The organism is Gallibacter sp. Marseille-QA0791 (assembly GCF_965119705.1).
Lineage (GTDB): Bacteria > Bacillota > Clostridia > Peptostreptococcales > Anaerovoracaceae > Lentihominibacter > Lentihominibacter excrementipullorum.
In genome coordinates, this window is the sequence record NZ_CBCPMH010000001.1 from 1,300,069 (window position 1) to 1,324,969 (window position 24,901).

At 50.9% G+C, this 24,901-nt stretch carries 22 protein-coding genes and 8 tRNA genes; 1 reads left to right on the forward strand and 29 read right to left on the reverse strand.

All coding sequences use genetic code 11. From position 1 onward, the window contains the following. Positions 1-27: 27 nt before the first annotated feature. The 19 genes from miaB to ACQY69_RS06085 are packed head-to-tail and all read right to left on the reverse strand — an operon-like array spanning position 28 to position 21,839. Positions 28-1,386, reverse strand: coding sequence for a tRNA (N6-isopentenyl adenosine(37)-C2)-methylthiotransferase MiaB (miaB, locus tag ACQY69_RS05995; protein WP_428259426.1), 1,359 nt, complete (start codon positions 1,384-1,386; stop codon positions 28-30). Continuing rightward, positions 1,373-2,368: an NAD(P)H-dependent glycerol-3-phosphate dehydrogenase gene (locus ACQY69_RS06000; protein WP_428259427.1), complete on the reverse strand. Its 996-nt coding sequence runs from the start codon at positions 2,366-2,368 to the stop codon at positions 1,373-1,375. Before ACQY69_RS06000 ends, miaB begins: the two co-directional genes overlap by 14 nt. Beyond that, positions 2,369-2,992: a glycerol-3-phosphate 1-O-acyltransferase PlsY gene (gene plsY / locus ACQY69_RS06005; RefSeq protein ID WP_428259428.1), complete on the reverse strand. Its 624-nt coding sequence runs from the start codon at positions 2,990-2,992 to the stop codon at positions 2,369-2,371. It abuts the gene before it with no gap. After that, complete coding sequence (gene der, locus ACQY69_RS06010) at positions 2,985-4,310, reverse strand: ribosome biogenesis GTPase Der (protein WP_428259430.1); 1,326 nt, start codon at positions 4,308-4,310, stop codon at positions 2,985-2,987. Before der ends, plsY begins: the two co-directional genes overlap by 8 nt. Next, on the reverse strand, positions 4,303-5,202 hold the full coding sequence (gene ftsY, locus ACQY69_RS06015; RefSeq protein WP_428259432.1) for a signal recognition particle-docking protein FtsY: 900 nt from the start codon (positions 5,200-5,202) through the stop codon (positions 4,303-4,305). The genes der and ftsY overlap by 8 nt, the downstream gene beginning before the upstream one ends. 16 nt (positions 5,203-5,218) lie before the next feature. Beyond that, positions 5,219-8,761, reverse strand: a complete 3,543-nt coding sequence (gene smc, locus ACQY69_RS06020) for a chromosome segregation protein SMC (RefSeq protein ID WP_428259433.1) — start codon at positions 8,759-8,761, stop codon at positions 5,219-5,221. 5 nt (positions 8,762-8,766) lie between these two features. Continuing rightward, on the reverse strand, positions 8,767-9,453 hold the full coding sequence (gene rnc, locus ACQY69_RS06025; RefSeq protein ID WP_428259434.1) for a ribonuclease III: 687 nt from the start codon (positions 9,451-9,453) through the stop codon (positions 8,767-8,769). 8 nt (positions 9,454-9,461) lie between these two features. Next, positions 9,462-10,484, reverse strand: coding sequence for a phosphate acyltransferase PlsX (gene plsX / locus ACQY69_RS06030; protein ID WP_428259436.1), 1,023 nt, complete (start codon positions 10,482-10,484; stop codon positions 9,462-9,464). A gap of 28 nt (positions 10,485-10,512) precedes the next feature. Continuing rightward, positions 10,513-11,172, reverse strand: a complete 660-nt coding sequence (gene rpe, locus ACQY69_RS06035; RefSeq protein WP_428259438.1) for a ribulose-phosphate 3-epimerase — start codon at positions 11,170-11,172, stop codon at positions 10,513-10,515. A 53-nt stretch (positions 11,173-11,225) separates the two neighbouring features. Beyond that, entirely contained in the window at positions 11,226-12,176 is a 951-nt protein-coding gene (rsgA, locus tag ACQY69_RS06040; RefSeq protein ID WP_428259440.1) for a ribosome small subunit-dependent GTPase A, read from the reverse strand. Beyond that, positions 12,166-13,914: a Stk1 family PASTA domain-containing Ser/Thr kinase gene (gene pknB / locus ACQY69_RS06045; RefSeq protein ID WP_428259442.1), complete on the reverse strand. Its 1,749-nt coding sequence runs from the start codon at positions 13,912-13,914 to the stop codon at positions 12,166-12,168. Before pknB ends, rsgA begins: the two co-directional genes overlap by 11 nt. Before the next feature lie 19 nt (positions 13,915-13,933). After that, a complete protein-coding gene (locus tag ACQY69_RS06050) occupies positions 13,934-14,662 on the reverse strand; it encodes a Stp1/IreP family PP2C-type Ser/Thr phosphatase (protein WP_428259444.1) in 729 nt (242 codons plus the stop codon). Positions 14,663-14,704: 42 nt separating this feature from the next. After that, positions 14,705-15,997, reverse strand: coding sequence for a 16S rRNA (cytosine(967)-C(5))-methyltransferase RsmB (rsmB, locus tag ACQY69_RS06055; RefSeq protein WP_428259445.1), 1,293 nt, complete (start codon positions 15,995-15,997; stop codon positions 14,705-14,707). Then, positions 15,997-16,701, reverse strand: a complete 705-nt coding sequence (locus tag ACQY69_RS06060; protein WP_428259446.1) for a zinc metallopeptidase — start codon at positions 16,699-16,701, stop codon at positions 15,997-15,999. The genes rsmB and ACQY69_RS06060 overlap by 1 nt, the downstream gene beginning before the upstream one ends. Before the next feature lie 23 nt (positions 16,702-16,724). Then, positions 16,725-17,648, reverse strand: coding sequence for a methionyl-tRNA formyltransferase (gene fmt, locus ACQY69_RS06065; protein WP_428259448.1), 924 nt, complete (start codon positions 17,646-17,648; stop codon positions 16,725-16,727). Next, positions 17,645-18,142: a peptide deformylase gene (def, locus tag ACQY69_RS06070; RefSeq protein ID WP_428259449.1), complete on the reverse strand. Its 498-nt coding sequence runs from the start codon at positions 18,140-18,142 to the stop codon at positions 17,645-17,647. Before def ends, fmt begins: the two co-directional genes overlap by 4 nt. Positions 18,143-18,154: 12 nt before the next feature. Further along, a complete protein-coding gene (gene priA, locus ACQY69_RS06075; protein ID WP_428259451.1) occupies positions 18,155-20,179 on the reverse strand; it encodes a replication restart helicase PriA in 2,025 nt (674 codons plus the stop codon). A 3-nt stretch (positions 20,180-20,182) separates the two neighbouring features. Beyond that, positions 20,183-21,193, reverse strand: coding sequence for an aspartate--ammonia ligase (asnA, locus tag ACQY69_RS06080; RefSeq protein ID WP_428259452.1), 1,011 nt, complete (start codon positions 21,191-21,193; stop codon positions 20,183-20,185). A 1-nt stretch (position 21,194) separates the two neighbouring features. Continuing rightward, entirely contained in the window at positions 21,195-21,839 is a 645-nt protein-coding gene (locus ACQY69_RS06085; protein WP_428259454.1) for an epoxyqueuosine reductase QueH, read from the reverse strand. Positions 21,840-21,913: 74 nt separating this feature from the next. Between ACQY69_RS06085 and ACQY69_RS06090 the strand changes: the two genes are divergently transcribed. Beyond that, complete coding sequence (locus ACQY69_RS06090; RefSeq protein ID WP_428259456.1) at positions 21,914-22,885, forward strand: TIGR01212 family radical SAM protein; 972 nt, start codon at positions 21,914-21,916, stop codon at positions 22,883-22,885. Here the strand turns inward: ACQY69_RS06090 and ACQY69_RS06095 are convergent. From ACQY69_RS06095 to ACQY69_RS06140, 10 genes are all read right to left on the reverse strand, one after another. Further along, complete coding sequence (locus tag ACQY69_RS06095) at positions 22,875-23,459, reverse strand: thymidine kinase (protein ID WP_428259458.1); 585 nt, start codon at positions 23,457-23,459, stop codon at positions 22,875-22,877. The genes ACQY69_RS06090 and ACQY69_RS06095 overlap by 11 nt on opposite strands. A gap of 36 nt (positions 23,460-23,495) precedes the next feature. After that, positions 23,496-23,891, reverse strand: coding sequence for a small multi-drug export protein (locus ACQY69_RS06100; protein ID WP_428259459.1), 396 nt, complete (start codon positions 23,889-23,891; stop codon positions 23,496-23,498). A 105-nt stretch (positions 23,892-23,996) separates the two neighbouring features. Then, a tRNA-Phe gene (locus ACQY69_RS06105) sits at positions 23,997-24,072 on the reverse strand. A 21-nt stretch (positions 24,073-24,093) separates the two neighbouring features. Next, positions 24,094-24,170: transfer RNA gene (locus tag ACQY69_RS06110), tRNA-Ile, on the reverse strand. 16 nt (positions 24,171-24,186) lie between these two features. Then, positions 24,187-24,263, reverse strand: a tRNA-Pro gene (locus ACQY69_RS06115). A 17-nt stretch (positions 24,264-24,280) separates the two neighbouring features. After that, a tRNA-Trp gene (locus ACQY69_RS06120) sits at positions 24,281-24,356 on the reverse strand. 42 nt (positions 24,357-24,398) lie between these two features. Beyond that, positions 24,399-24,489, reverse strand: a tRNA-Ser gene (locus tag ACQY69_RS06125). 107 nt (positions 24,490-24,596) lie between these two features. Next, a tRNA-Ser gene (locus ACQY69_RS06130) sits at positions 24,597-24,685 on the reverse strand. 57 nt (positions 24,686-24,742) lie between these two features. Next, positions 24,743-24,818 (reverse strand) — tRNA-Lys (locus tag ACQY69_RS06135). A gap of 4 nt (positions 24,819-24,822) precedes the next feature. After that, positions 24,823-24,898, reverse strand: a tRNA-Gln gene (locus tag ACQY69_RS06140). Positions 24,899-24,901 lie beyond the last annotated feature (3 nt).

Below are 24,901 nucleotides of genomic sequence, written 5' to 3' on the forward strand. Positions count from 1 at the left end.
TCCCGTCCTCCGGATATCACCGTCATGCTATCGCGCCAGCCTCCCCTTCAGACTGAAAGTTTTTCCTTCTGTGATCTCTACGTCCACCATAGTTCCCGTCAATTCCGGGCTGCCGGGAAAATCCACCAGCTTGAATCCCTCCGTCCTTCCTGTCATGGTCTTCGGATCTTTCTTGCTGGGACCATCCACCAGTACCTTCTCTATCCTTCCCTTATATGCCGCGTTTTTCTTCGCGCTTCCGGCATTGATGAGATCCACCAGACGGTCGAATCGTTCATGCTTGACATCTTCCGGTACTTGATCCTCATATCCGGCCGCAGGAGTCCCCTGTCTTATAGAATAGAGGAAGGTGAAGGCCGAATCATACCCCACCTTTCTCACCAGATCCAGAGTATCCTGAAAATCTTTCTCGGTCTCTCCCGGAAAGCCCACTATTATATCAGTGCTTATGGTTATATCCGGGACTGCTCTCCTCAGCTTCCCGACCAGCTCAAGATAACGCGTCCTGTTGTACTTCCTGTTCATCCGCATCAGCACGTCGTCGCTTCCCGACTGAACGGGCAGATGTATGTAATTGCACAGTTTATCACAGTCCACGTAAGCCTGTATCAGCTTGTCAGACAAGTCCTTTGGATGGGATGTCATGAACCTTATCCGCTGGATGCCCGATATATCGTCTATCCCGTATATGAGGTCGGCAAAATCCCACTGACGTCCCGTCCCGTCTATCCCTCTGTATGAATTCACGTTCTGCCCCAGCAGCGTTACTTCCTTGACTCCATCGGCCGCCAGCCCGGCTATCTCATCCAGGATATCCTCCGGATGTCTGCTCTTTTCCCTGCCCCTGGTATATGGCACGATACAGTAAGTGCAGAAGTTGTTGCAGCCGTACATGATGTTGACGAAGGACTTGTGGGGATAAAGTCTTTTAGCCGGCAAGCCTTCCACGATATCCGCGCTGTCCTCGAAAACTTCAGCTATCTTCATCTTCTCCCCGTAAACTTTGGACAGAAGCTCCGGGAACCTGTGTATATTATGGGTGCCGAAAATTATATCCACCCACGGGTACTTGCTTTTGACCGTATCGATGATGTGCTGCTGCTGCATCATACAGCCACAGACACAGGCCACATATCCCGGGTTCCGCTCTTTTATCTTCTTCAATTGTCCCAGGGTGCCGAAAAACCGCTTATCCGCGTTTTCCCTTATGCTGCATGTATTTATTATGGTTATGTCCGACTCCGCGGGAGTCGGCACCTCCGCGCAGCCACGCTCCTGCAGCATTCCCGCGATGGTCTCAGAATCGTGTTCGTTCATCTGACACCCGAATGTTATGATATTGTATTTCTTGCCGTCAAGCAGTCCCATTTCCTTATCCTTGTTCATGTTTCCTTGTCCGTCCCATGAGAAGCCCTACAGCTTCCGCTGCCGTTATCTCACCCTTTATCGCTCTGTATATGGCTTCGGTGATTGGCATCTCCACATTCTCACGTCTGGCCAGTTCATAGGCGGCTTCGGTGGTGAACATCCCTTCTACCACCATACCGACTTTTTTCGTAGCCTCTTCAGGGCTCATCCCTTCACCTATCATGATACCGCACCGCCTGTTTCTGGAGTGCATACTGGTACACGTCACGATAAGATCGCCTGTACCGGTAAGTCCCGCAAAGGTCTCCGGTCTGGCTCCCAGCTTGATTCCCAGCCTGGTTATCTCTGCCAGCCCTCTCGTCATCAATGCAGCCTTGGCGTTGTCTCCAAAGCCCATTCCATCCGATATACCGGCTCCCAGGGCGATGATGTTCTTGAGAGCACCTCCCAATTCCACACCTACTACATCCTCGGTGGTATAGACCCGGAATCTGTCTGTCATGAACAGATCCTGCACTGCTTCAGCGGCTTTCAGGTCATAGGAAGCCGCAGCTACGGTGGTCGGCAGTCTCCTTCCCACTTCTTCCGCATGTGACGGTCCCGACAACACCACATACCGATCCAGATCCAGATGCTCCGCAGCTATCTCTGACATCCTCTTCAGACTCTTCTGCTCTATCCCTTTGGCCACGTTTATCACAATAGCGGCATTGCCTATATACTCCAGCGCCGAAGTCAACGCTTCCCTGAAATGCTGAGCCGGAGCGGAAAAAAGGACCACATCGGCATCCTTGAGCGCAGCTTCCGTAGTATATGTTATCTCTATGTTATCGTCAAGCGGCACCCCCGGAAGATAATCCACGTTCTCACGATGTTCCTCCATGGATCTGAGATGTCTCTCGTCTATATCCCATATCCTTACTCTATGGCCCTTTCCGGCCAGCACCGTAGCCAGAGCTGTCCCCCAGCTCCCGGCTCCTGTTATTCCTATGGTCTTCATCTACTTTCCCTCCTGCTCACGCGAATCGTCCTTCTTCTCGAATATGCTCATGATCGGTTCTTCCCCTCTGATGAGCCGTCCTATGTTGGATCTGTGCTTGACAAGCACTATCACCGCCACGATTATCCCCAGATGCACGAAATCAGGCTCCATGAAATATGACAGCACCGGGAAGCATATAGCTCCCAGTATAGACCCTACCGACATCCTCCTGGTTATCAATACACCTATCACTACGATAGCCAGCGTAGCCAGCGCCATGAGAGGATTGAGCCCCAGCAGCGCGCCGAATGCCGTAGCTACGCCCTTCCCTCCTCTGAATCCGAAGAAAACCGGCCACACATGGCCGCAGAATACGGCTACCACACACCACATGGCTCCTGTGTTCCCTGCCAGCAAGTATCCCAGCACCACGGCACAGGTCCCCTTCAGTATATCCACTACCAGCGTTATGGCTCCCGCCTTTTTTCCCATCACCCTCAGAGCATTGGTGGTGCCGGCGTTTCCGCTCCCCTCTTTCCGTATATCTATCCCTCTGGCCTTCGCCATCAGTATGGACGGCGAGATATTTCCGATAAAATAAGCTATCACAGCGGCCAGCACCGCCATCCATATATCATTCATCTTCCTTGTCTCCCTTTTCTCTGAATACGAATTTCAGTGACGTCCCCTCGAACCCGAAAGCTTCCCTTATCTTGTTCTCCATATACCTGGAATATGAGAAATGCATCAGATCCCGGGAATTGACTTTGAAGGAAAAGAGCGGCGGCTTGACTCCCACCTGGGTCACATAGTATATCTTTAGCCGTTTTCCTTTGTCGGACGGCGGTTGCTTCATCATCATGGCATCGGATATCAGGCTGTTGAGCTGGCCCGTAGGCACCCTCATAGCCCTGTTCTCGGCCACATATTTAGCCATTTCCACCACATTGTCCACACGCTGGCCCGTCAACACCGATATGAACACCGACGGAGCGTATGACATGAAAGAAAGCTCCCTGGCCATCTCCTTTTTGAATTCGCTCATGGTATTGGTATCCTTGTCGATAAGGTCCCACTTGTTGACCACCACAACGATGCCCTTTCCTGCTTCATGGGCCATGCCGGCTATCTTCTTGTCCTGCTCCGTTATACCATCCCTGGCGTCTATCATCAGCAGACACACATCACACCGCTCTATGGCCGCTACCGCCCTGATAACGCTGAATCGTTCTATATCCTCGTCCACCTTGCTCTTTCGCCTTATTCCGGCGGTATCTATCAGAAGGTACTTCTCTCCGTCCTTCTCAAAAGGCGTATCTATAGAATCCCTGGTAGTGCCCGCTATAGGCGATACGATGACTCGATTCTCTCCCAGCAGCCTGTTGACAAGAGACGATTTCCCCACGTTGGGCTTGCCTATCATGGCTATCTTGATAGTGTCCTCATCCTCGTCTCCTGCCCCTTCCGGGAAGCTTTCGATTATTCTGTCGAGAAGATCTCCCAGATTGAGCATGTTGGCCGCGGAAACAGGTATCGGCTCGCCCAGTCCCAGCTCGTAAAAATCGTAAAAGTCATCCGGCAGCCTGGAAGTATCCACCTTGTTGACGGCCAATACCACTTCCTTGCCCGTCTTCATCAACATGGATGCCACCTCCCTGTCGGAAGCTGTTACTCCATCTTTCCCGTCCGTCATGAAAAGTATCACGTCGCACGTGTCCATGGCCAGCTGAGCCTGTTCCCTCATCTGCGAGAGGATGATATCCTTGCTGTCAGGTTCGATACCACCCGTATCTATCAGAGCAAAATGCTTGCCGGACCACTCGGCCTCAGCGTATATCCTGTCCCTGGTAACACCAGGAGTATCCTCCACGATGGAGACCCTCCTGCCTACCACCTTATTGAAAAATGTGGATTTTCCCACGTTAGGCCGCCCTACCACGGCCACTAAAGGCTTACTCATAAGTTATCCCTTCCGCAAATTCTGCCGGTTCAAACTCTTTCAGGTCGTCAATTCCCTCTCCTACTCCTATGAACTTGACAGGCATGTCGAATTCATCCGCTATGGTTATGACGATGCCTCCTTTTGCTGTCCCATCCATCTTGGTCAATACGATTCCCGTTATATCTGCCGCCTCGCCAAACTCCTTCACCTGCGAAACAGCATTTTTCCCTGTAGTGGCGTCCAGCACCAGCAGATTCTCTCTGGCCGCCTCCGGAAACTCCCTTCCGATCACCCGATTCATTTTCTCCAGCTCATCCATCAGATTCTTTTTGTTCTGGAGTCTTCCTGCCGTATCGCAGATGAGCACGTCTATACCCTTTGCCTTGGCCGACTGGATGGCGTCATATATGACGGCTGACGGGTCAGCTCCTTCCCCGTGCCTGATGACGTTTATACCGGCCCTCTCGCCCCATATGGAAAGCTGCTCCGCAGCGGCCGCTCTGAATGTATCTGCTGCAGCCAGCATCACGGTCTTCCCCCGGTTCCTCAGTCTGTGGGCCAGTTTCCCTATGGTGGTAGTCTTACCGCCTCCATTTATGCCTATCATCAGAATGACCAGTGGCGTCTCCTGGCAGAGCGTATGAGCCGCGCCCTTGTCGATAAGCCGTTCTATTATTCCGCTGAGACATTTCTTTATATCCTCCGGCGCCGACAGGTTACTGCTCCTTATCTCCTCCCGCAGCATCTCCACGATCTTCATGGTAGTGTCCATGCCCACGTCGGACGTTATCAGTATCTCCTCCAGCTCTTCCAGGAACTCTTCATCCACAGCAGCCCTTCCCATGAGGGCATCGCCGATCTTCCGCGACAGCTTTCCCAGAAATGAGCGTTTCTTTCCTTCAGTTAACATATGATCTTCCTCCCGGTCAAATTTCAAAATCGTCATCCAGACTCAGAGACAGCACCTTGGAAACGCCCTTTTCCGGCATAGTTATGCCGTACAGCACATCGGCGTGCTCCATAGTTGCTTTCTGATGAGTCACCAGCGCGAACTGGACTCCCGTGAATTCCCTGAGACAATTTATGAACCTGTCTATATTCACATCGTCAAGAGCCGCCTCCACCTCGTCCAGAATGCAGAAAGGTGTGGGCTTTGCCTCCAGTACCGCGAACATCAACGCGATGGCTGTCAGGGTCTTCTCACCGCCCGACAGCAGATTGATATTCTGAAGCCGCTTTCCTGGAGGTTGCGCTATGATATCTATATCCGATCCCAGCGGGTCGTTCTCGTCAGATAGCCTCAGTTCGGCATGACCGCCTCCGAACAGCTCCTTGAATTTCCTCTCGAAATTATCTACGATCCTGTCGAAGCTCTCCTTGAACCTGGTCTTTATGGTCTTGTCCATATCGCCTATCATCTTGCTGAGGCCGTCTGCGGCTTCCCTTATGTCCTCCCGCTGACTCACCAGGAAATCATATCGCTCCCTGACAGTCTCATATTCCTCGATGGCGCCTATATTGACTTCTCCCAGCTCACCCAGCCTGTTCTTTATCTGTCTGTTCTCTTTTACGGCCGCCGACATGACAAACTCGTCGCTCTTGAACTCAACAGCCTGCACATATGAGACCTCAAAATCATCCCATAGCTTATTTTTATATGTATCCAGCTGCGTCTCGTTTTTTGCCTTCTTTATCTCCAGCTCATACTTTCTGTTCCTCAGCTCCGAAAGTTTGACGTTCAGCGCTTCCTTCTCCGAAGCCGCTTCTTCAGACGCCCTGGCTGCCTGAGTCTTCTCCTCCGAAAGCTCTGCGATATATTCCTCCAGCCGTTTCTTTTCCTCTTCCTTCTGTCGAATGATATCGGCAGCCGAACCGCTGCTGGAGATCATCCGCTCCTTCTCACCATCCAAATCGGCCAGTTCCTGTTCCTTAGCCTCCATATCGCGCCTTATTTCCTCAATGGCTGTCTCCACCCTTGCTGCCATAGCCGCTGCGTGTTCCTTTTCACGCTCCAGCTCCGTCACCGATATCCGAGCCTTCGTTATCTCCTCACTGGCCATGTCAAACTGGGCTTTTCGTGTCTCATGAAGCTCCTTATATCCATCTCCCAGACGTTCGGCTTCCTTGACCTCGATATAAGCGTTTTCTATCTTTTCTTTTATCTCGCGGATCATATTGCCGGATTTTTCTTTTTCCTTGTCTATGTTTTCCAGCTCACGATCCAGCTTATCGCTTCCTGACCTCATATCGGCCAGCGCTGATTCCGCCAGCTTCATTTCGTTTTCCGCAGCCATCAGTCTGCCATTTTTGCCGGAGATCTCCTCCTCCAGCCGGGATGAATTTTTCTCCAGTCCGGATATCTCAGATCTTATTTTCTCCAGCTCCGCCGTCATAGTCCTTATCTCATCCTCCGACGAAGCTACTTTCTGACGCAGTTCCGCTGTTTCAGCCTTTCTGTCCAGAATATTAGCCGTCCTGTTCTTATAACGGCCTCCTGTTATTGCTCCTCCGGCGTTTATCACATCCCCGTCCAGCGTTACAAATCTCAGGTTTGATACTATCTTGGACATCTTCAACGCGTTGTCCATCTCGTCTACGATAACGACTCTTCCCAGCAGATATTCCATGATGCCCCTGTATCTGTCGTCGCAGCTGAGACAGTCAGGTCCGAAGCCTATGAATCCGGTCACCTTTTCCAGCTTCCTGTCCCTGATGGCCCGACCTCTGACGGAACTGACCGGCAGGAAAGTCATCCTTCCGGCTCTGCTCTCTTTGAGAGATCTGATGGCAGCCTTGGCGCTGCCGTCATCTTCACAGACGATGTTCTGCAATGATGCTCCCAGCGCGGTTTCCATAGCTGTCTCATACCCCCTGGGTACCTCTATCAGATCCGCCACCACTCCGTCTATCCCCTTGATACCTGACTTCATCACATGGCGTACCGCGTGATTGTATCCCTCGTAATTACTCTCCATTTCTTCTATAGTCTTCAATCTGGCGGAGAGTTTTCCCGAAGATATCTTCAGCTCTTCCAGCCGGCCGTCCACTTGCCTTTCCCGTTTCCGGCTCTCATCCAGCTGCTGTCTGCTGTCTGTCAACCGTTCTCTGGTCTCGTCCAGCTCCTGTAAGATCTGATCCCTCTGGTTCCTCAATCTCCCCAGCCGGTCCAGAGTCTCTTTATTATTATCTTCTCCTGATATCTTTTCCTTTATCAGCAGCTCCCGTCTGGCTTCCAGCTGTTCCTGCAGACGCTGCAGGCTGTTTATCTCTGCCTTTCCCGAATTTATCGTTCCTGAAAGCTCGTATATGTCGTTCTTGCAGTCGTCCATCTGCCTGGTCAGTGAATCCAGTTCACCGGACGCCGCTTCATAGCCCAGCTTTTTTTCCCTCAGGGTCTCCAGGGCTCTCGACAGTTGTACTTCTGTTTCCGCCGACTTCTCGCTGTATTTACCTGCCAGGGCTTGTTCTCTCGCCTTCCTCTCGCCGAGAGATTCCATCTCGCCTCTGAGACGCACCTGGTTTTCCTCTATGGATGTCAGCTTCTCCCTGTCCAGCTGTTCCCTGTTGACAGATTCGTTGAGCTGCTCTATCACGGTCATCAGCTTTTCCCTGGCCTCCGTCGAGAGCTCTTCCAGCTCCCGATGACGGTCACTGCTCTCAGCTGATCTCTTTTCCAGCTGGCGGCTTTTTTCATCGCAGCTTTCGATAGAACTTGTCAGCTCTGCGATATCGTCGATGATATACTCGTTTTTCAGTTCTATGTTTTCTATATTCTTCAGGGTTATGTTTATTTCCAGCTCCCGGTGACGGTCACGCAGGCCGATATACTCCCTGGCCTTGGCGCTCTCTTTCCTGAGAGTCCCTATACGGCCTTCCAGCTCACCGATGATATCATTGACACGTTCCATATTGGCGCTGGTGGATTCCAGCTTCCTTTCCGATTCAGACTTCTTGGTCCTGTACATCACTATTCCCGCAGCCTCTTCAAAGATCTCTCTTCTGCTGTCAGTTTTAGTGCTCAATATGTCCGATATCTTTCCCTGCCCTATTATGGAGTATCCGTCGACACCTATCCCTGTATCCATTATCAGATCCCGTATGTCCCGAAGCCTGCACTGGTTGCCGTTGATACGATACTCACTCTCACCTGTCCTGAACATACGCCTCGTCAGAGCCACTTCCTTATAATCTATAGGCAAGCTGCCGTTTTCGTTGTCGATGACCAGCGTGACCTCAGCCATTCCCCTGGATTTCCTGCTGTCAGTTCCCGAGAAGATGACTTCTTCCATCTTCCCGCCTCTCAGCGTCTTGGGGCTCTGCTCTCCCAGCACCCACCTTACAGCGTCGCTTATATTGCTCTTGCCGCTGCCGTTAGGCCCCACGATACAGGTCAGTCCCCTGTCGAACTCTATAGTCACAGGTTCGGCAAAGGACTTGAACCCATGCATCTCTATCCGCTTAAAATACATCTATACTATATCTCCTTCTCCAGCATGGCCCTGGCAGCCCGTTGCTCGGCCTGCTTCTTGCTCTTGCCCGTCCCTCTGGCAACAGCCTTTCCGTTGACTTCAAGCTGTACCTGGAATGTCTTATCATGATCCGGTCCGCTTTCTTTCAACAGCACGTATTTTATCCTGGCAGCTCCGTCATTCTGTATTTTTTCCTGCAGCGTTGTCTTATAGTCAACGATGATGAACTTGCCATGTCTCGCGTCCTCAATGACCGCCGCAAAAAGTCTGAGCACCAGCTCTTTGACCGCTTCGAATCCGCCATCGAGATACACGGCGCCTATTATGGCCTCCATGGCATCCGCCAGGATAGATTCTCGTTTTCGTCCTCCATTGTGAGCTTCTCCGTTGCCCAGCAGTATATAATTTCCCAGTCCTAACTTCCTCGCTTCATTGGCCAGCGATTTCTCGCACACCAGCGTCGCTCTTGTCCTGGAAAGGAAGCCTTCCTCTTCTTTTGGAAAGCTCCTGTACAGCTCTTCCCCTATCACAGCATCGAAGAACGCGTCTCCCAGAAACTCCAGCCGTTCGTTACTCTGCCCGTTCCTGTCGTGCTCCTTGACGTATGAGCTGTGAGTAACGGCTTTTTTCAGAAGGCTCCTGTCCTTGAAACGGTATCCCAACTTTTTCTCAAGCTGCCTGATATCCTCCATCTCCCGCTTTACTCCTCTTCATCTTTTTCTATGATCTCTTCCAGATCCAACATAGACTGTCTGATGATCTCCACAACGTTTTCCCTGCTGTACGGTATCCCCTTCAATATGGCGTTCTTCACTGCGTTTGCTCCCGATGAACCGTGTATCTTTATCACCGGCCCGTTGATCCCCAGTATCGGAGCTCCGCCATATTCCTCATAATCGAACTCCTTCTTCATAGCATTCAGATCTGATCTCATCATCAGTGCCGCCAGCTTATTTTTGATATTCTTCATCATTTTGTTCCTGATCAGCTTGAGGATATTCCAGGCCACTCCTTCAGTGAGCTTGAGAATGACGTTGCCCACAAAACCGTCGCATACGATCACTTCACACGCTCCCACCGGCAGTTCCCTGGCCTCCACATTGCCTACAAAATTCACAGGAGACGCCTTCAGCTTCTGATAAGCGTCCTTGATGACGCTGGTACCCTTGCTCTCTTCTGTTCCCAGATTCACCAAACCGACTCTTGGGTTTTCACGACCCCAGACCTTCTCCATGTATATGCTGCCCATGAGGCCTGACTCCAGAAGATTTTGAGCCTTTGCTTCAGAGCTGGCTCCCGCGTCCACCAGCAGCGACGGTTCACCGCCCAGGCACGGGTATATACTGGCTAACGCAGGTCTGTCGATCCCCTCTATCCTGCCAAGTATCATTCTGGCACCCACTACCAGAGCCCCGGTATTTCCCCCCGAAATAAATATGTCTCCCTGTCCGTCCCGGACCATCGTCAGCCCGATGACCATGGACGACTCGGTCTTTCTTCTGATAGCCTTGACCGGACTGTCTTCCATGGTTATCACCTCTCTGGCGTCCACTATCTTTATGTTCTTTCCTTTGAACCGGGTTTTATTCAGTTCGGCTTCTATTTCCTCTCTGCGTCCTACTATGTATATATCATCCTTTATCAGCGCGGCAGCTTCGACCGCTCCCTTGACGATAGCCTCCGGCGCGTTGTCGCCGCCCATTCCGTCCAGTACTATCTTCATGTTATCCTCCTTAAACAGCAAATTCCCCTTACTTCTGCCCGGTCTTCGCCAGGAACTCTCTGACGTTTCTCTCCACGTCGCCTGCACCGAACACCGACGAGCCGGCCACCACGATCTCGACACCCGCATCCGTGACCGTTTTCACGTTGTCCAGGTTTATCCCTCCGTCTATCTCTATCTTAAGCCGCGGGTTCCTCTCCATTTTCAGCGTCCGCAGCTCCTTCACCTTTTCTATGGCTGAAGGGATGAACTTCTGTCCTCCGAATCCGGGGTTCACTGACATCACCAATACCATATCCGCGTCTTCTATGGAAAAATCCAAGGTCGAAAGAGATGTAGCCGGATTGAGAGCCACTCCCGCTTTCACGCCCATAGACTTTATATGCTGTATAGTCCTGTTGAGATGGACGCAGGCTTCCTGATGAACTGTTATATATTCCGTCTGTTCTGTGACGAAATCTTCCAGATATCTGTCAGGGTCCTCTATCATCAAATGCACATCAAAGGGCAGTGTCGTCTTGCCCGAAAGGCTTTTCATCACCGCTGCCCCAAAGCTTATGTTGGGGACAAAGTGTCCGTCCATCACATCCACATGTATCAAATGGGCTCCTGCCCTCTCTATCATCGCCACACTGTCTCCCAGCCTTGAAAAGTCTGCGGACAGTATGGATGGCGCCAGTCGTATCATTTTTCGCCACCTCCTGTCTCTGGATCCGGCCTCTGTCGGTCAGCCATATTGTATCAGTATTGTTTCGATTTTCTTATATCTTCCATCATCATTTTATACGAATCATATCTGCTGGTGCTTATTTCGCCTTTCTCCAACGCTTCCAGCACACAGCATCCCGGCTCCGCCAGATGTCTGCAATCGTTATATCTGCATCCGCCGGCTCTTTCCCGTATCTCCGGGAACATATGCTGCAATTCCTCCTCGTCAGCTGTCAACACATCAAAGGATGTGAATCCCGGTGTATCGAATATCATCGTGCCGCGCTCTTCATCTATGACGAACAGCTCCGAATGTCTTGTGGTATGCTTTCCCCGCTGGGACTTCTCGCTCACACTTCCCGTCTCCGCACCTGCTCGCGGTATCAGTCTGTTGAGTATGGTCGATTTACCTACTCCTGAAGGGCCAGCCAGTGCTGCGTGCTTCCCCTCTATGAGTCTCTTCAATTCATGAAAGCCCGCGCCGCCTATACTGTCGAGACATACTACCGGATACATCGGCTCATATACTTCCCGTATCATCGCTATGCTTTTTACGGCTTTCTCATGGGTTTTCCCCGCCTTCCCTGAAACGGACGACTCCGCCAGGTCGCATTTGTTCACGCATATGACGATGTCCGTTCCGGCCTTTTCCGCCATCACCAGGAACCTGTCCATTACTGTCAGCACTGGCTGTGGCTTTGCTGCCGCCATCACCACGATGAAGCAGTCCACATTAGCGATAAAAGGTCTTATGAAGCTGTTTTTTCTGGGCAATATCTCTGTAATGAGGCTGTCGTCATTTCCCTCGATGATCTCCATCATTACCATGTCCCCCACAGCCGGCTTTATATCCCGCTGCTTGAAAACACCTCTGGCTTTACACCTATAGACTGATTCGCCGGATTTTACATAATAAAATCCGGCGATGCCCTTTACGATAGTACCCTTCAGGTAATCGTTCCTGGTGTTATCACTATTGTTCATCGGAATCCTCGTTGCCCTGACTAGGAGCTGTCGTCGACGGCTCGTCAGGCTCCTCTCCCCTGCTGACTCTGAGCCTTACTGCCGTTCCTCTCTCCAGCTGGGCGTTGGCGTCATACTGCTGCCACATGACCTCGCCTTCGGCATAAGTGTTGCTGTAGTCATAGCTGATGCTCCCCACCGTGAGTCCGGCGTTAAGCAAGGCTGCCTGAGCGTCACTGAGGCTCTGCCCTACAAGATAAGGCACTATGGCTTTGGCCAGAGAACCGTCACTGACAACTACATTGATAGCGCTTCCCTTTTCAGCAGTGGATCCCGGTTCAGGATCCTGACTTATTACAGTCCCTTCTTCCTCTTCGCTGGCTTCCGTCGTCACTGTTCCTAAAGTGAATCCGGCCGCCTCCAGATAATCAGACAGCTCATCCTGCTGCTTTCCTCTCAGATCAGGTACCGATCCGTCTCCAAGCCCGTTGCTTATATTTACCGTGACCGTGCTTCCCGTCTTTATCGTCGAGCCGGCTTCCGGATCCTGTGAAACTATCAGCCCCTTCTCCACGTCTTCACTGATGACCTGATCTCCTTCTCTTATGTTAAGGTCGTACTCCTTAGCCGCTTCCCTTGCTTCCTGCAACGTCATGTTCCTGAAATCAGGTGTTTCTATCTCCTCGCCTCCAAAGGCTCCCAGGGCAAAGGCTATGGCCAGCCCTGCCACGATGGCTGCCGCTGCAGCGGCGATGATTATGATGAGACGCTTTTTCTTCTTGTCCATGCCTTTCTTCTTGCCGTTCTTATCGTCTTCATCCTCATCGTCGTAATCTTCACCGTCATCGTAATCGGTCTCGGCTATAGGGCCATTGCCCGCCGCATTGTTCATAGTCCCTGTAGCTCCTCCCATCAGGACTGAATCTCCTACGACGCTGCCGACAAATTCCAGATTATTGAGCGCCTCTATCAGTTCATCGGCAGAAGCGTATCTGTTTATCGGATACTTATCCGTACATTTCATGATTATGTGCTCCAATGCCGGAGGGACGCCATCGACCAGCTTCGATGGAGGGATCATCTCGCCGTTTATATGCATCAGCGCGATATTGACCGGATTATCGCCGTCAAACGGCACCTGGCCTGTCAACATCTCATACATGACGATGCCCAGGGAATATATATCGGATTTCTCGTCCACATATCCTCCCCTGGCCTGCTCCGGCGAAAAGTAATGGACGGAGCCTATGATACCGTCGGTATTATCCACGATAGTGGCCGCGTTGACAGCCTTGGCGATACCAAAGTCGGTTATCTTAGCCGTACCATTAGGCGTTATCATGATGTTATGAGGCTTCACATCCCTGTGTATTATATGATTCTTATGTGCAAAGGACAGCGCGGCCGCTATCTGTTTGGACAGCGCGATGACCTTCGGATAGGACATGGCTCCCTGCTCCTTTATATAATCGCTGAGAGTCTTTCCCTCTATAAGCTCCATCACTATGTAGTGGATGTTCCCTTCTCTTCCCACATCGTAAATGTTGACGATGTTGGGATGGGACAGGCTGGCCGCTGCCTGCGACTCCCTTCTGAAGCTGTCTATGAACTTACTGTCGTTGATAAACTGTGGTTTGAGTATTTTTATCGCCACAAAACGATTCAGCAGCTTGTCTTTGGCCTTATATACCACCGACATGCCACCTTCTCCTATCCGCTCGAACAGTTCATATCTGCCTGCCAGAACTTTATTGCTCATAACTTCCTCCTATAATACTCTATATTTTTAAACAAATCACTGTAATGTTGTCTCTTCCGCCAAGTCTCAACGCTTCATCCACCAGTGCGGTGCAGGCGTCGTTCATGTTGTCGTGATCATCCAGGATATCCGCTATCCGCTCCGGAGGGACCTCTCCGTAAAGTCCGTCGGAACACAGGATCAGCATATCGTCTCTGGAGACCTCCAGCCTGTAAAAATCAGGCTCTACCGATATGTCAGCGCCTAAAGCCTTGGTTATCACGTTTTTCTGCTTGTGGTTTTCCGCTTCCTCTTCAGTTATGAGTCCTTTGTCTATCAGCTCGTTGACATATGTATGGTCTTTCGTTATCCTGCTCAGAACTCCTGCCCTGAACAGATATGCTCTGCTGTCGCCTATATTGGCTATATAAGCGGCTCCTTTGAAAATATAGGCCAGCACTATAGTTGTCGCCATTCCCCGGTTATCTCTGTTGACTGTTCCCATGGAATATATCTTCCTGTTGGCGCTGTCTATAGCCTCCGCAAAAAAACCGAATATTTCATCCGGTTCCTTATACTTCTCCAGCCCGTTGTTGTTGACATAGCTGGCTATCTCGCTGACGGCTGTTCTGCTGGCCACCTCTCCGGAGTTGTTGCCGCCTACACCGTCAGCTACTATATATACATCGTGACTCGGTATGACGAAGCACGCGTCTTCGTTCTTTTCACGAACTATTCCCTTGTTACATTTGAATCCGATCTGTACCATCGAGTCTCTGCCCTTTCCGTCCTTTCCACGCTTTTCCGAAGCCTACAGGATGCTTGCTTTTCTGTCCATGACGCATATGAAGAATCCATCCGTCCCGTTAACGTTAGGCAGCAGGAGAGTCCTCTCCACCTTGACGAATTCCGGATGCTTCTTCAGGAACGTATCGGTCACCTTCTCATTTTCCGCCGGGTTTATGGTACATGTGCTGTAGACCAGCCTTCCGCCCGGTTTCACATAATGAGACGAAGCCGAAAGTATGGCCAGTTGCTTCTTCGGCAACAGCGCCATATCTTCAGAAAACGCTTTGTACTTTATCTCCGGCTTCCTTCTGGTGACGCCCAGCCCTGAACATGGCGCGTCTACCAGGACTCTGTCAGCCTTGTATATCATCGATGAGTCCACCCTTGTGGCATCCCATGATCTTGTCTCTATATTGGTTATTCCCAGTCTTTTAGCTTCCTTGTCCACGATATCCAGCTTTCTCCTGTAGATATCCGAAGCTATTATCTTTCCGGAATTGTTCATCCTTTCCCCTATGGCTGTAGTCTTTCCTCCCGGTGCGGCGCATACGTCCATCACCACATCGCCATGCTTAGGGTCTACCTTCTCAGCCACAAGCATAGAGCTTTCATCCTGAGGTGTGAACATCCCCAGCTTATACATCTCCGTGTCCAGAAGGCCACTGCCTCTGACGTTCAGCGCGTTCTGACACAGCTTTCCCTCTTCTGCTTCGAAGCCCTGGCTTTCCAGCTTGGATATCAGATCCTTCTTCATCACCTTGAGCCAGTTCATCCTCACGGTAACGGGAGGAGTCTCATTGCCCGCTCTCAGCAGTTCTTCCACGAAATCGGTACTGTAGTATTCCAGCCACATTTCCACTATCCACGGCGCGTAGGAATACTTGACCGACAGATATTTCACCTCATCGTCAGCTCTGTCAGGAAGTCTCAGCTGCATTTTCTTGTTCAGATATTCACGAAGGACTCCGTTGACCAGCCCGCTCTTGCCCCGGCAATATTTCTTCGCCAACATGACACTCTCGTTCACGGCGGCGTATTCCGGCACTGAATTCATGCACCCCAGCTGATAAATACCCATTCTTATTATCGTCAGCTCCGGAAGCCTGACGCTGTCTATACCGTCTGTAAGCAGCTGATCTATATAATAATCCAGCGTCAGTTTGCTCTCCAGCACCCCGTATACCAGTTCACGCACGAATCCCTGTGAGTTCGGCCTGTTGACTATTATCTGATGATTGATAGCCAGATTTGAATACGCCTTTCTCGACTCCACATCCATAAGAGCCAGATAGGCGGTCTTTCGGTTTGCGTCCATTAATTGCGCCCCCTAATCATTAATATCCTGATCAAATTAGCCACCGACGTAGCCAACGCGGCCACATAAGTCATAGCTGCCGCCGACAGCACCTTTTTCGCGCCTCTCATCTCCGCTTCGTCTATTATCCCGAGAGACACCAGTTGTTTTATCGCTCTGCTGCTGGCGTTGAATTCCACCGGCAGCGTTACGGTGTGAAACAGCACTACCGCGGAGAAAAATATGATCCCCAGATCGAACAAAAAATTTCCCGTGGCGGCATTTCCCTGCCAGATTATTATCAATCCTATCAGAAGCAGCGGCCATGATGCCGTGGAAATCAGACTCACCACCGGCGCGATAGCATTCCTGAACCTCAAAAATCCATAGGATGTCCCGTCCTGTATCGCATGACCCGATTCATGAGCCGCGATGCTGACCGATGCTATGGATGTCCCGTTATATACCTGCGATGAGAGTCTCATGACGTCTCTGGACGGATCGTAGTGGTCCGTAAGTCTGCCCGCGACTATCTCTACAGGCACATGGGCCAGTCCGTTGCTGTCAAGGATCATCCTCGCTGCCTGATATCCCGTCATCCCTCTTCTGTTGGCTATCCTTGAATACTTCCTGTATGCCCTGCTCACCTTGGACTGCGCGTAGACAGCGAAAATAATAGCAGGGATCAGTATTATTATCGTAGGATCAAACATACCAAAATACATATATTACCCCTTAGTCTATAATTTTATCTTAAAACCGTTCCAATTTCAATAGAATTGCCTTTTAAATATTCTTTGACGGCAACTCTTTTTTTACCGGGCATCTGTATCTGTGTCACCCTCAGCACGCCGCCTCCGGCAGCCACATCTATACCGTCGCCGCCGACAGCGAGTATGGTTCCCGGCGCGGCGTTGGTGGGATCCTCCCTGTCTTCCGCCTGCCATATCTTCATCATCTTCTCGCCCAGGTAAGCATACGTCCCCGGCCATGGGTCGAAGGCTCTGACGCTCCTCTCTATCCTGTCCGGGCTCTGAGAAAAATCTATATGTCCTTCTTTTTTGGAAATCATAGGCGCATAAGTAGCTCTGGCCTCATCCTGCTTTTCCGCCTTTATCTGACCAAGCTGCGGTATCGTCTCCGCCAGCAGCTCCGCTCCCATGACAGCCAGCTCGTCGTGGAGTTGCTGTCCTGTCTTATGATCCACAGGCGTAGAGCGTTTCGCCAGCATATCGCCCGTATCGATACCCTCCGCCATGTACATGATGGTTATCCCGGTCTCCCGATCACCTTCCATGATGGCGCGCTGTACAGGCGCCGCCCCTCTGAAACGCGGGAGCAACGAACCATGTATATTCACACATCCCATGACCGGTATTTCCAGCACTTCCTTCGGGAGTATCTGTCCATACGCCGCCACAGCTATCAAGTCAGGGGCCGTATCCTTCAGCAACCTGAGGAACTCCTGATCCTTTCTCAGCTTCTGAGGCTGTTCCACGCGAAGACCCAGCTCCAGTGCCTTCTCCTTCACCGGCGAGAACTTCACCTTTTTCCCTCTGTCCCTGACTGCATCCGGCTGGGTCACGACGAAAGGTATCTCATATCCCTCCCGGTAGAGCTTTTCCAGAGCCGGGACGGCAAAATCAGGCGTTCCCATATACACTATCCTCATCGATCGTCCTCCGTCTCTTCGTCGTCCTCAGTTATGAGACGCACATCCCTGGCCTTCTGCGTATAAAGTATGCCATCCAGATGATCATACTCGTGACACATGACTGTCGCCGCAAAGCCTTCGAATTCCATTTCCTGCATTTTACCGTTCCTGTCCAATCCCCGAATGGTTATCTTCTCAGGGCGATCTACGATGCCGACATATCCCGGCACAGAAAGGCATCCCTCCTGGCTTTCCTGACTCCCCTCCGTCTTTACGATTTCCGGATTGACGAAGTAATATACCTCGTCAGGCTCCGGTTCGGCTACGAAGAGCCGCCTCAATATCCCCACCTGGGGAGCTGCCAGCCCTACACCTCCGGCCTGCCGCATAGTTTCCACCATATCGTCCAGCATGACCCTTATCCTGTCATTGACATCGTCCACCGGCCTGCATCTCTTATAAAGAGTCTCACTATCCACACCGTCTCTCTCCACTATATTTCTCAACGCCATCGCTTGCACCTCCTAAACAAAACTGTATGGATTGACATCCACAACTGCCGTATACTTTTTCTTCCTGTTCTTCCGGTCCTCCTCCTTGAGCATGCTTATCATTGCCGAATATTCCCTGCGCTTGCCCCTGGCGCACTTTATCAGCATGGAATACCTGTAGGTATCATTTATTTTCTTCATATAGGCTTCCTGAGGCGGGAACACGCTGCCCCGTTCATCAGGATCCATGACAGCTCTGAGCCTGCCGTACCAGCTCTCCGCTCCCCGCAGGGCCGTTTCCTTGTCTTTCGAGGAGAACACCACCTGGAACATATCGCTGAAAGGCGGATACCCCATATACATCCTCAGTGTTATTTCAGTTTCGAAAAAGCCCTTGTAATCCTGGGCCGCGGCAAAAGTCACCGCATAATGCTCCGGGCTGTACGTCTGTATTATCACCCGGCCCTTCTCATCACCTCTGCCCGCTCTGCCTGCCGCCTGTATTATCAGCTGCAGTGTCCGCTCGGGAGATCTGAAGTCAGGGATATTAAGCGACACATCCGCCGAGATGATACCCACCAGTCCTACATTCCTGAAATCCAGACCCTTGGCTATCAGCTGGGTGCCTATCAGGATATGAGTCTTTCCTTTCCCGAATTCCTTCAGCTTCCGCTCCAGTTCTCCCTTTTTCCTGACCGAATCCAAATCTATTCTCTCCGTCACATATCCCGGGAACAGCTGGGTTATGGTCTCTTCCACTTTTTCCGTACCACTGCCGAAATACTTTATATACTTGCTGCCGCATTCCGGGCACTGATGCGGCGCCTGACAACTGTAGCCGCAGTAATGGCAAACAGTCCGTCCGCTTTCTTTATGGTAAGTCAGTGACAGGCCGCAGGACGGGCATCTGGCTACATATCCGCACTCTCTACACGAAATGAAAGTGGAATATCCCCGTCTGTTGAGAAACAGCATCACTTGCTTGCCTCTCTCCAGCTCCTCCTTCATAGCCACATACAATTCCCTGCTGATCATCGACCTGTTGCCGGACTTCAATTCGCTCCTCATATCCACCACGCTGACTTCAGGCATGCATACTTTATTATATCGCTCTGTCAGCTCCAACAGCTGATATATCCCGTCTCTGGCCCTGCTGTAGGTGACCACCGACGGCGTAGCGCTTCCCAATATCAGGACTCCGCCGTTGTCCCTGTCCTGGAGTCGTTTGATCGCCACTTCCACAGTATCGTATTTTGGAGTCTGATCAGACTTGTATGTAGCTTCATGTTCCTCATCCATAACTATCAGGCCGATATCCTCAAGAGGAGCAAAAACGGCCGAGCGAGCTCCTATGACGATGTCCACCCTGCCGTCCCTTATCTTCTTCCACTGGTCATATCTTTCTCCCGGAGTCATACGACTGTGGAGTACAGCCATCCTCCCGCTGCCGAACCTGCCGGTGAACCTGTCGATAGTCTGGGTCGTGAGAGAGATCTCGGGGACAAGCACGATGACGTTCTTTCCCTGAGCCAGCGTCTTCTCTGCCGCCCTTATGTAGATCTCCGTCTTGCCGCTTCCCGTCACGCCATGTATGAGGAATCTGGCGTGCTTTCCTTCTTCTATGGCCCGCGTTATCTTCTCCAGAGCTTCAGTCTGCTGCTCCGTCAGTTTTTTCACCGGATCCGTTTTATCTTCACGGCCCGCAAAAGGATCTTTTTTTTCTCTTCGTTTAGCCTTTTCTCCCGCCGGCGTAAAGCACCTGACAGCGTCTATATACCGGCACAGATATCTGTTTCTGAGCCACACGGCCGTCCTCATCATCTCCGGTGTGAGAGACACCTCTTCATCCACTTCTTCCACGAATTTCAGTTTTGCCTTCATGTCATCGGCCACGTTGTCCATGACGGAAGCCACGTACCCTTTTCTCAGCCTGTTCCCGTTGGCGAAGGGTACCAACACCCGGCTGCCAACGGAAACACTGTCGTCTTCACACCCGTAGGTATATGGGTTATCAGTGCTGTCACTCCTGTTGTCTACTATAAGATCTATGTATTTCATCCGTTAAAGCAGGAAAATATCGTTTTCCCTGCACTCCTTAACCATCTCCTCAGGCCATATGGATGCCTGGACCTCTCCTATATGAGCTTTTCGCAGGAAGTACATACAAAGCCTGCTCTGCCCTATACCGCCACCTATGGTATATGGCAGCTGTCTGTCCAATATCATCCTGTGAAATTCCATGCTTCTTCTATCGTCAGCGCCCGCCTCTTTCAATTGTCTGTCCATGGCCTTTTCGTCCACCCGTATCCCCATGGAAGATATCTCAAAAGCCCTCTCCAGCACGTCATTCCAGAGGATTATGTCACCGTTCAGCTCCCAGTCGTCGTAATCAGGAGCTCTGCCGTCATGCTTCTTACCGGACTTCAACAGTCCGCCTATCTTCTTGATGAATACCGCACGCTTTTCCTTCGTTATAGCGTCCTCTCTCTCTTTAGGCGTCTTGTCGGGATACATATCCTCCAGCTCCTGGGAAGTTATGAAAAATATCTCGTTTGGAAGCTCAGTCTTCAGTTCATTGTAGAGCCTGTTGACGTAGTCGTTGAGATTCTTGATGGCATTGTAGAGGGTGACCACTGTATCCTCCAGGTATTCCTCGGTCCTGTCCTCCTTATTGATGACCTTTTCCCAGTCCCACTGGTCCACGTATATGGAATGGAGATTGTCCAGCTCCTCGTCGCGCCTTATGGCGTTCATATCGGTGTAGAGTCCGGTTCCCGGCTTGAAGTTGTATTTTCCCAGAGCCATCCTCTTCCATTTAGCCAGAGACTGGACGATCTCCACCTTTTTTTCTCCCATGTCCTTTACTGTGAAGCTGACGGTCCGCTCGACGCCGTTGAGGTTATCATTGAGCCCCGTCTCCGGAGCCACGAACAGCGGAGCCGATACTCTTCTCAGCCTCAGGCCGTAAGCCAGCTCCTGCTGGAAAAAATCCTTTATCTTTTTTATTGCCCGCTGACTCTCCATGTAGTCTATAAACGGCGTGTAATTCTTAGGTATTATGAGTTCGTGCATATCAGTCCTCCCCTTCACGTTTTGAATATATACAACCGCAGTAATTCTGCCTGTACAGTCCGTATTTTCTCGAAAGCTCCACAGAGCGTCTGAATCCATCCTTTTTCTTGAAATCCCTGTCGAGAAACGAAAGATCGTATCGAAGCGCCAGCTCTCTTCCCAGCGCGGATATCTGCTTGTAATCCTTGTGGGGGCTTACCGTAAGAGTCGTGCCAAAATAATCGAAGCCCATCATGCTGGCGGTCTCCGCCGTCTTTTCCAGACGCTGTCTGAAACAGACTCTGCACCTGGTCCCTCCTTCCGGCTCTCCTTCCAGTCCCTTTACCTCAACAAAGAAATCCTTTGGCCTGTGCGCGCCTTCCATAAACCATATCCGCGTCCTGCCGATGTTTTCCCTGTTGAACTTTTCTATGAATTCCATCTGAGCAGCAAGCCTCTTCTGGTACTCATCCTCTTCCGTTATACATGGATTATAGAAAAATACGGTAACATCGAACTCATCCACCAGTCTCTCCACTACGGCAGTGCTGCACGGTCCGCAGCAGCTGTGCAGCAGAAGCTTCGGCTTATCGGAAAACTCCTTCAGATCATCTCTGAGTATGAATTTTTCCTCGATTTCAAAGAAACACTTGTTACATACAATCATAATGGTTTATTATATCATATAATCAAATCGTTGAAAATGTAGATATCACGAAAAATCGGGAAGGGCAGGCTGCCATGGATAAGGACCGCAAGCCCCTGATCTTCGACACTTCCGACGGTCAGGAGCTGAGGATAAATACCATAAACACATATTTGAAAAAAAGGTTCGGCAAAAAGGTCGTCAAATTGTCGCTGGATGGCGGCTTCACATGTCCTAACCGTGATGGCAGCAAAGGGACAGGCGGCTGTCTGTTCTGTTCCGCCAGTGGTTCCGGCGACATGGCCTCCGGCTCGGGACATATCATGACCGATCTGGATCAGCAGATAGAGCTGCTGTCGGACAAATGGCCCAAGGCCCGATATATAGCGTATTTCCAGAGCCACACCAATACATATGCTCCTGTAAACGAACTGAGGAAAAAATTTTATGCTGCCCTGGATCATCCCAACGTCATAGGCATCGCCATCGCCACACGGCCAGACTGCCTTCCTGAAGATGTGCTGGAACTGTTGTCAGAAATCAACGACAGCACCTTCATGTGGGTGGAATTGGGGCTCCAGACCACTTTTCGCCATACCATGGAGAGGATGAATTTGTGCTACAGCCTGGACGATTACGACAACGCGGTGGAAAAATTGGCATCAAAGGGGATCCGGACAGTTACTCATCTGATACTTGGGCTGCCCAGAGAAACGGAAGAAATGATGTTGGATTCCATCAGATATGTCTGCAAGAAAAAAATATTCGGGATCAAGCTCCACATGCTGAACCTGGTTAAAGGCTCACAGATGGAATACCTGTATCCCGATTATGTTTCCTTTGAGACTATAGATGATTATGTGGATCTGGTCATATCCGCCCTGGAACTGATACCCAGCGAGATGACTGTCCACAGGCTCTCCGCCGATGCGCCTCGTTCCACTCTCATCTCTCCTGCCTGGAGCTACAAAAAACGAACTGTCCTCAACCAGATACACAGAGAGCTGCGTCTGCGAAACACATGGCAAGGCAGATGCATCAGCCGGGACGCCGCCGTCACTCCTTAGGGCCTATACGCCCCTCATTGTAATGCTTCCTGCACAACGAGACATACATGTCGTTGCCTCCTACCATTATCTGTTCCCCACTTTTAGTGAACTTTCCATCTATGACACGTGCCACCATGGTGGCCTTTCTGCCGCACCAGCAGATAGTCTTTATCTCCTCTATCTTATCGGCGTATATCAGCATATAATACGACCCCTCGAAGAGCTCATTTTTAAAATCGTTCTTGAGTCCGTAAGCCAGGACCGGTATGTTGAAGCTATCAACTATCTCCACCAGTTCCTCCACATGATGCTTTTTAAGGAACTGACACTCGTCGACCACCACGCAGTCTATGGTCTTTTTATCGTTTTCCTTCATGAATAGTTCCAGGATATTGGTGTCATCATTGACCACCGTAGCTTCTCTGCTGAGTCCGACTCTCGACGTTATCCTGCCTCTGCCATATCTGGTATCAGTGCTGGGTACCAACGCCAGCACCCTTTTCCCTCTTTCCTCATAGTTATACGCAACCTTTATGACTTCTATGGATTTACCGGCGTTCATCGTGCTGTATCTGTAATATAACTGTGCCATTTTCCTTCTCCTTACACTGACATCATATCATGTTCATCATCCGTACATCTGTATCCCGACTGCGATCCCCGCAGATATCACGCTTCCCAGACAGATAATCGCCAGAGCTTTAGGAAATGACATCCCCAGCGTCGCGGCTGCCGCCGAGCTGATCCACGGAGCTGCCGGCAAAAAAGGTATCATCGCGATGACCAGTACTATGATCCCGCTCAAAATACCTCTGACCTTTTTCTCTACCTTTTCGGCGATGCCCAGACGTCTGGAGAGTGCGCCCAGGACCAACAGGAGAAAAGGCACAGGCAGCAGCCCGCCTATAAGTGTCGCGCCACAGCTCTGCCACACAGACAGCTCCAGCTGACTGCCCAGCTCCACGCCGCCTCCGATACTGCTTATGGGCATGATCGAATAGCAGAACACATCAAAAATCTCCATTTCCATATCCTCCCCCTGTAACTTTTCCTGTCTCTATTATTTATCGCTCAAAGAAAAAATAATCCCTCGGACATAGTCAGCAAGAGATTATCTTTATTAAGTAAGTGGTGCCCAGACTCGGAATCGAACCAAGGACACGGGGATTTTCAGTCCCCTGCTCTACCAACTGAGCTATCTGGGCAAACTACTTATCAATATTATATGGTGGGCCATCAGGGACTTGAACCCCGGACCTGCCGGTTATGAGCCGGACGCTCTGACCAACTGAGCTAATGGCCCAACTATTGTCGGATAATGGTCGGGGTGGCAGGATTTGAACCCGCGGCCCACTGGTCCCAAACCAGTTGCGCTACCAAACTGCGCTACACCCCGTTATCGGTTTAGTTACTTGGCAGGGGCAGTAGGATTCGAACCCACGGCACGTGGTTTTGGAGACCACTGCTCTACCAACTGAGCTATACCCCTACACGACTGCGAATGCGATCTGCTCAATCACTTCGCAATAAATGGCGGAGAAGATGGGATTCGAACCCATGCGGCCCTTGCGAACCCTAACGATTTAGCAAACCGTCCTCTTCAGCCTCTTGAGTACTTCTCCAGGCTAAAACTAAACTCTTTATCTTATACTCTATTGATTCCGCGGCAACCGCCAGTCAGTTCTGACGCGTGAGGCGAAGCTGCGTCCCGACCCTCTCGTTTCCTATGTGGCGGAGAGGGTGGGATTCGAACCCACGGCCCCTTTCGGAGTCACTGGTTTTCAAGACCAGCTCCTTAAACCACTCGGACACCTCTCCTCATGCTCTTCGGTAAGTCCGTGTTCCGCTTTTCCAGATGACCCCATGCCTTTCAAATGGTGACCCATCGGAGATTCGAACTCCGGACACCTTGATTAAAAGTCAAGTGCTCTGCCGACTGAGCTAATGGGTCATGTTGGCTGGGGTAGCAGGACTCGAACCTACGCATGACGGAGTCAAAGTCCGCTGCCTTACCGACTTGGCTATACCCCATCT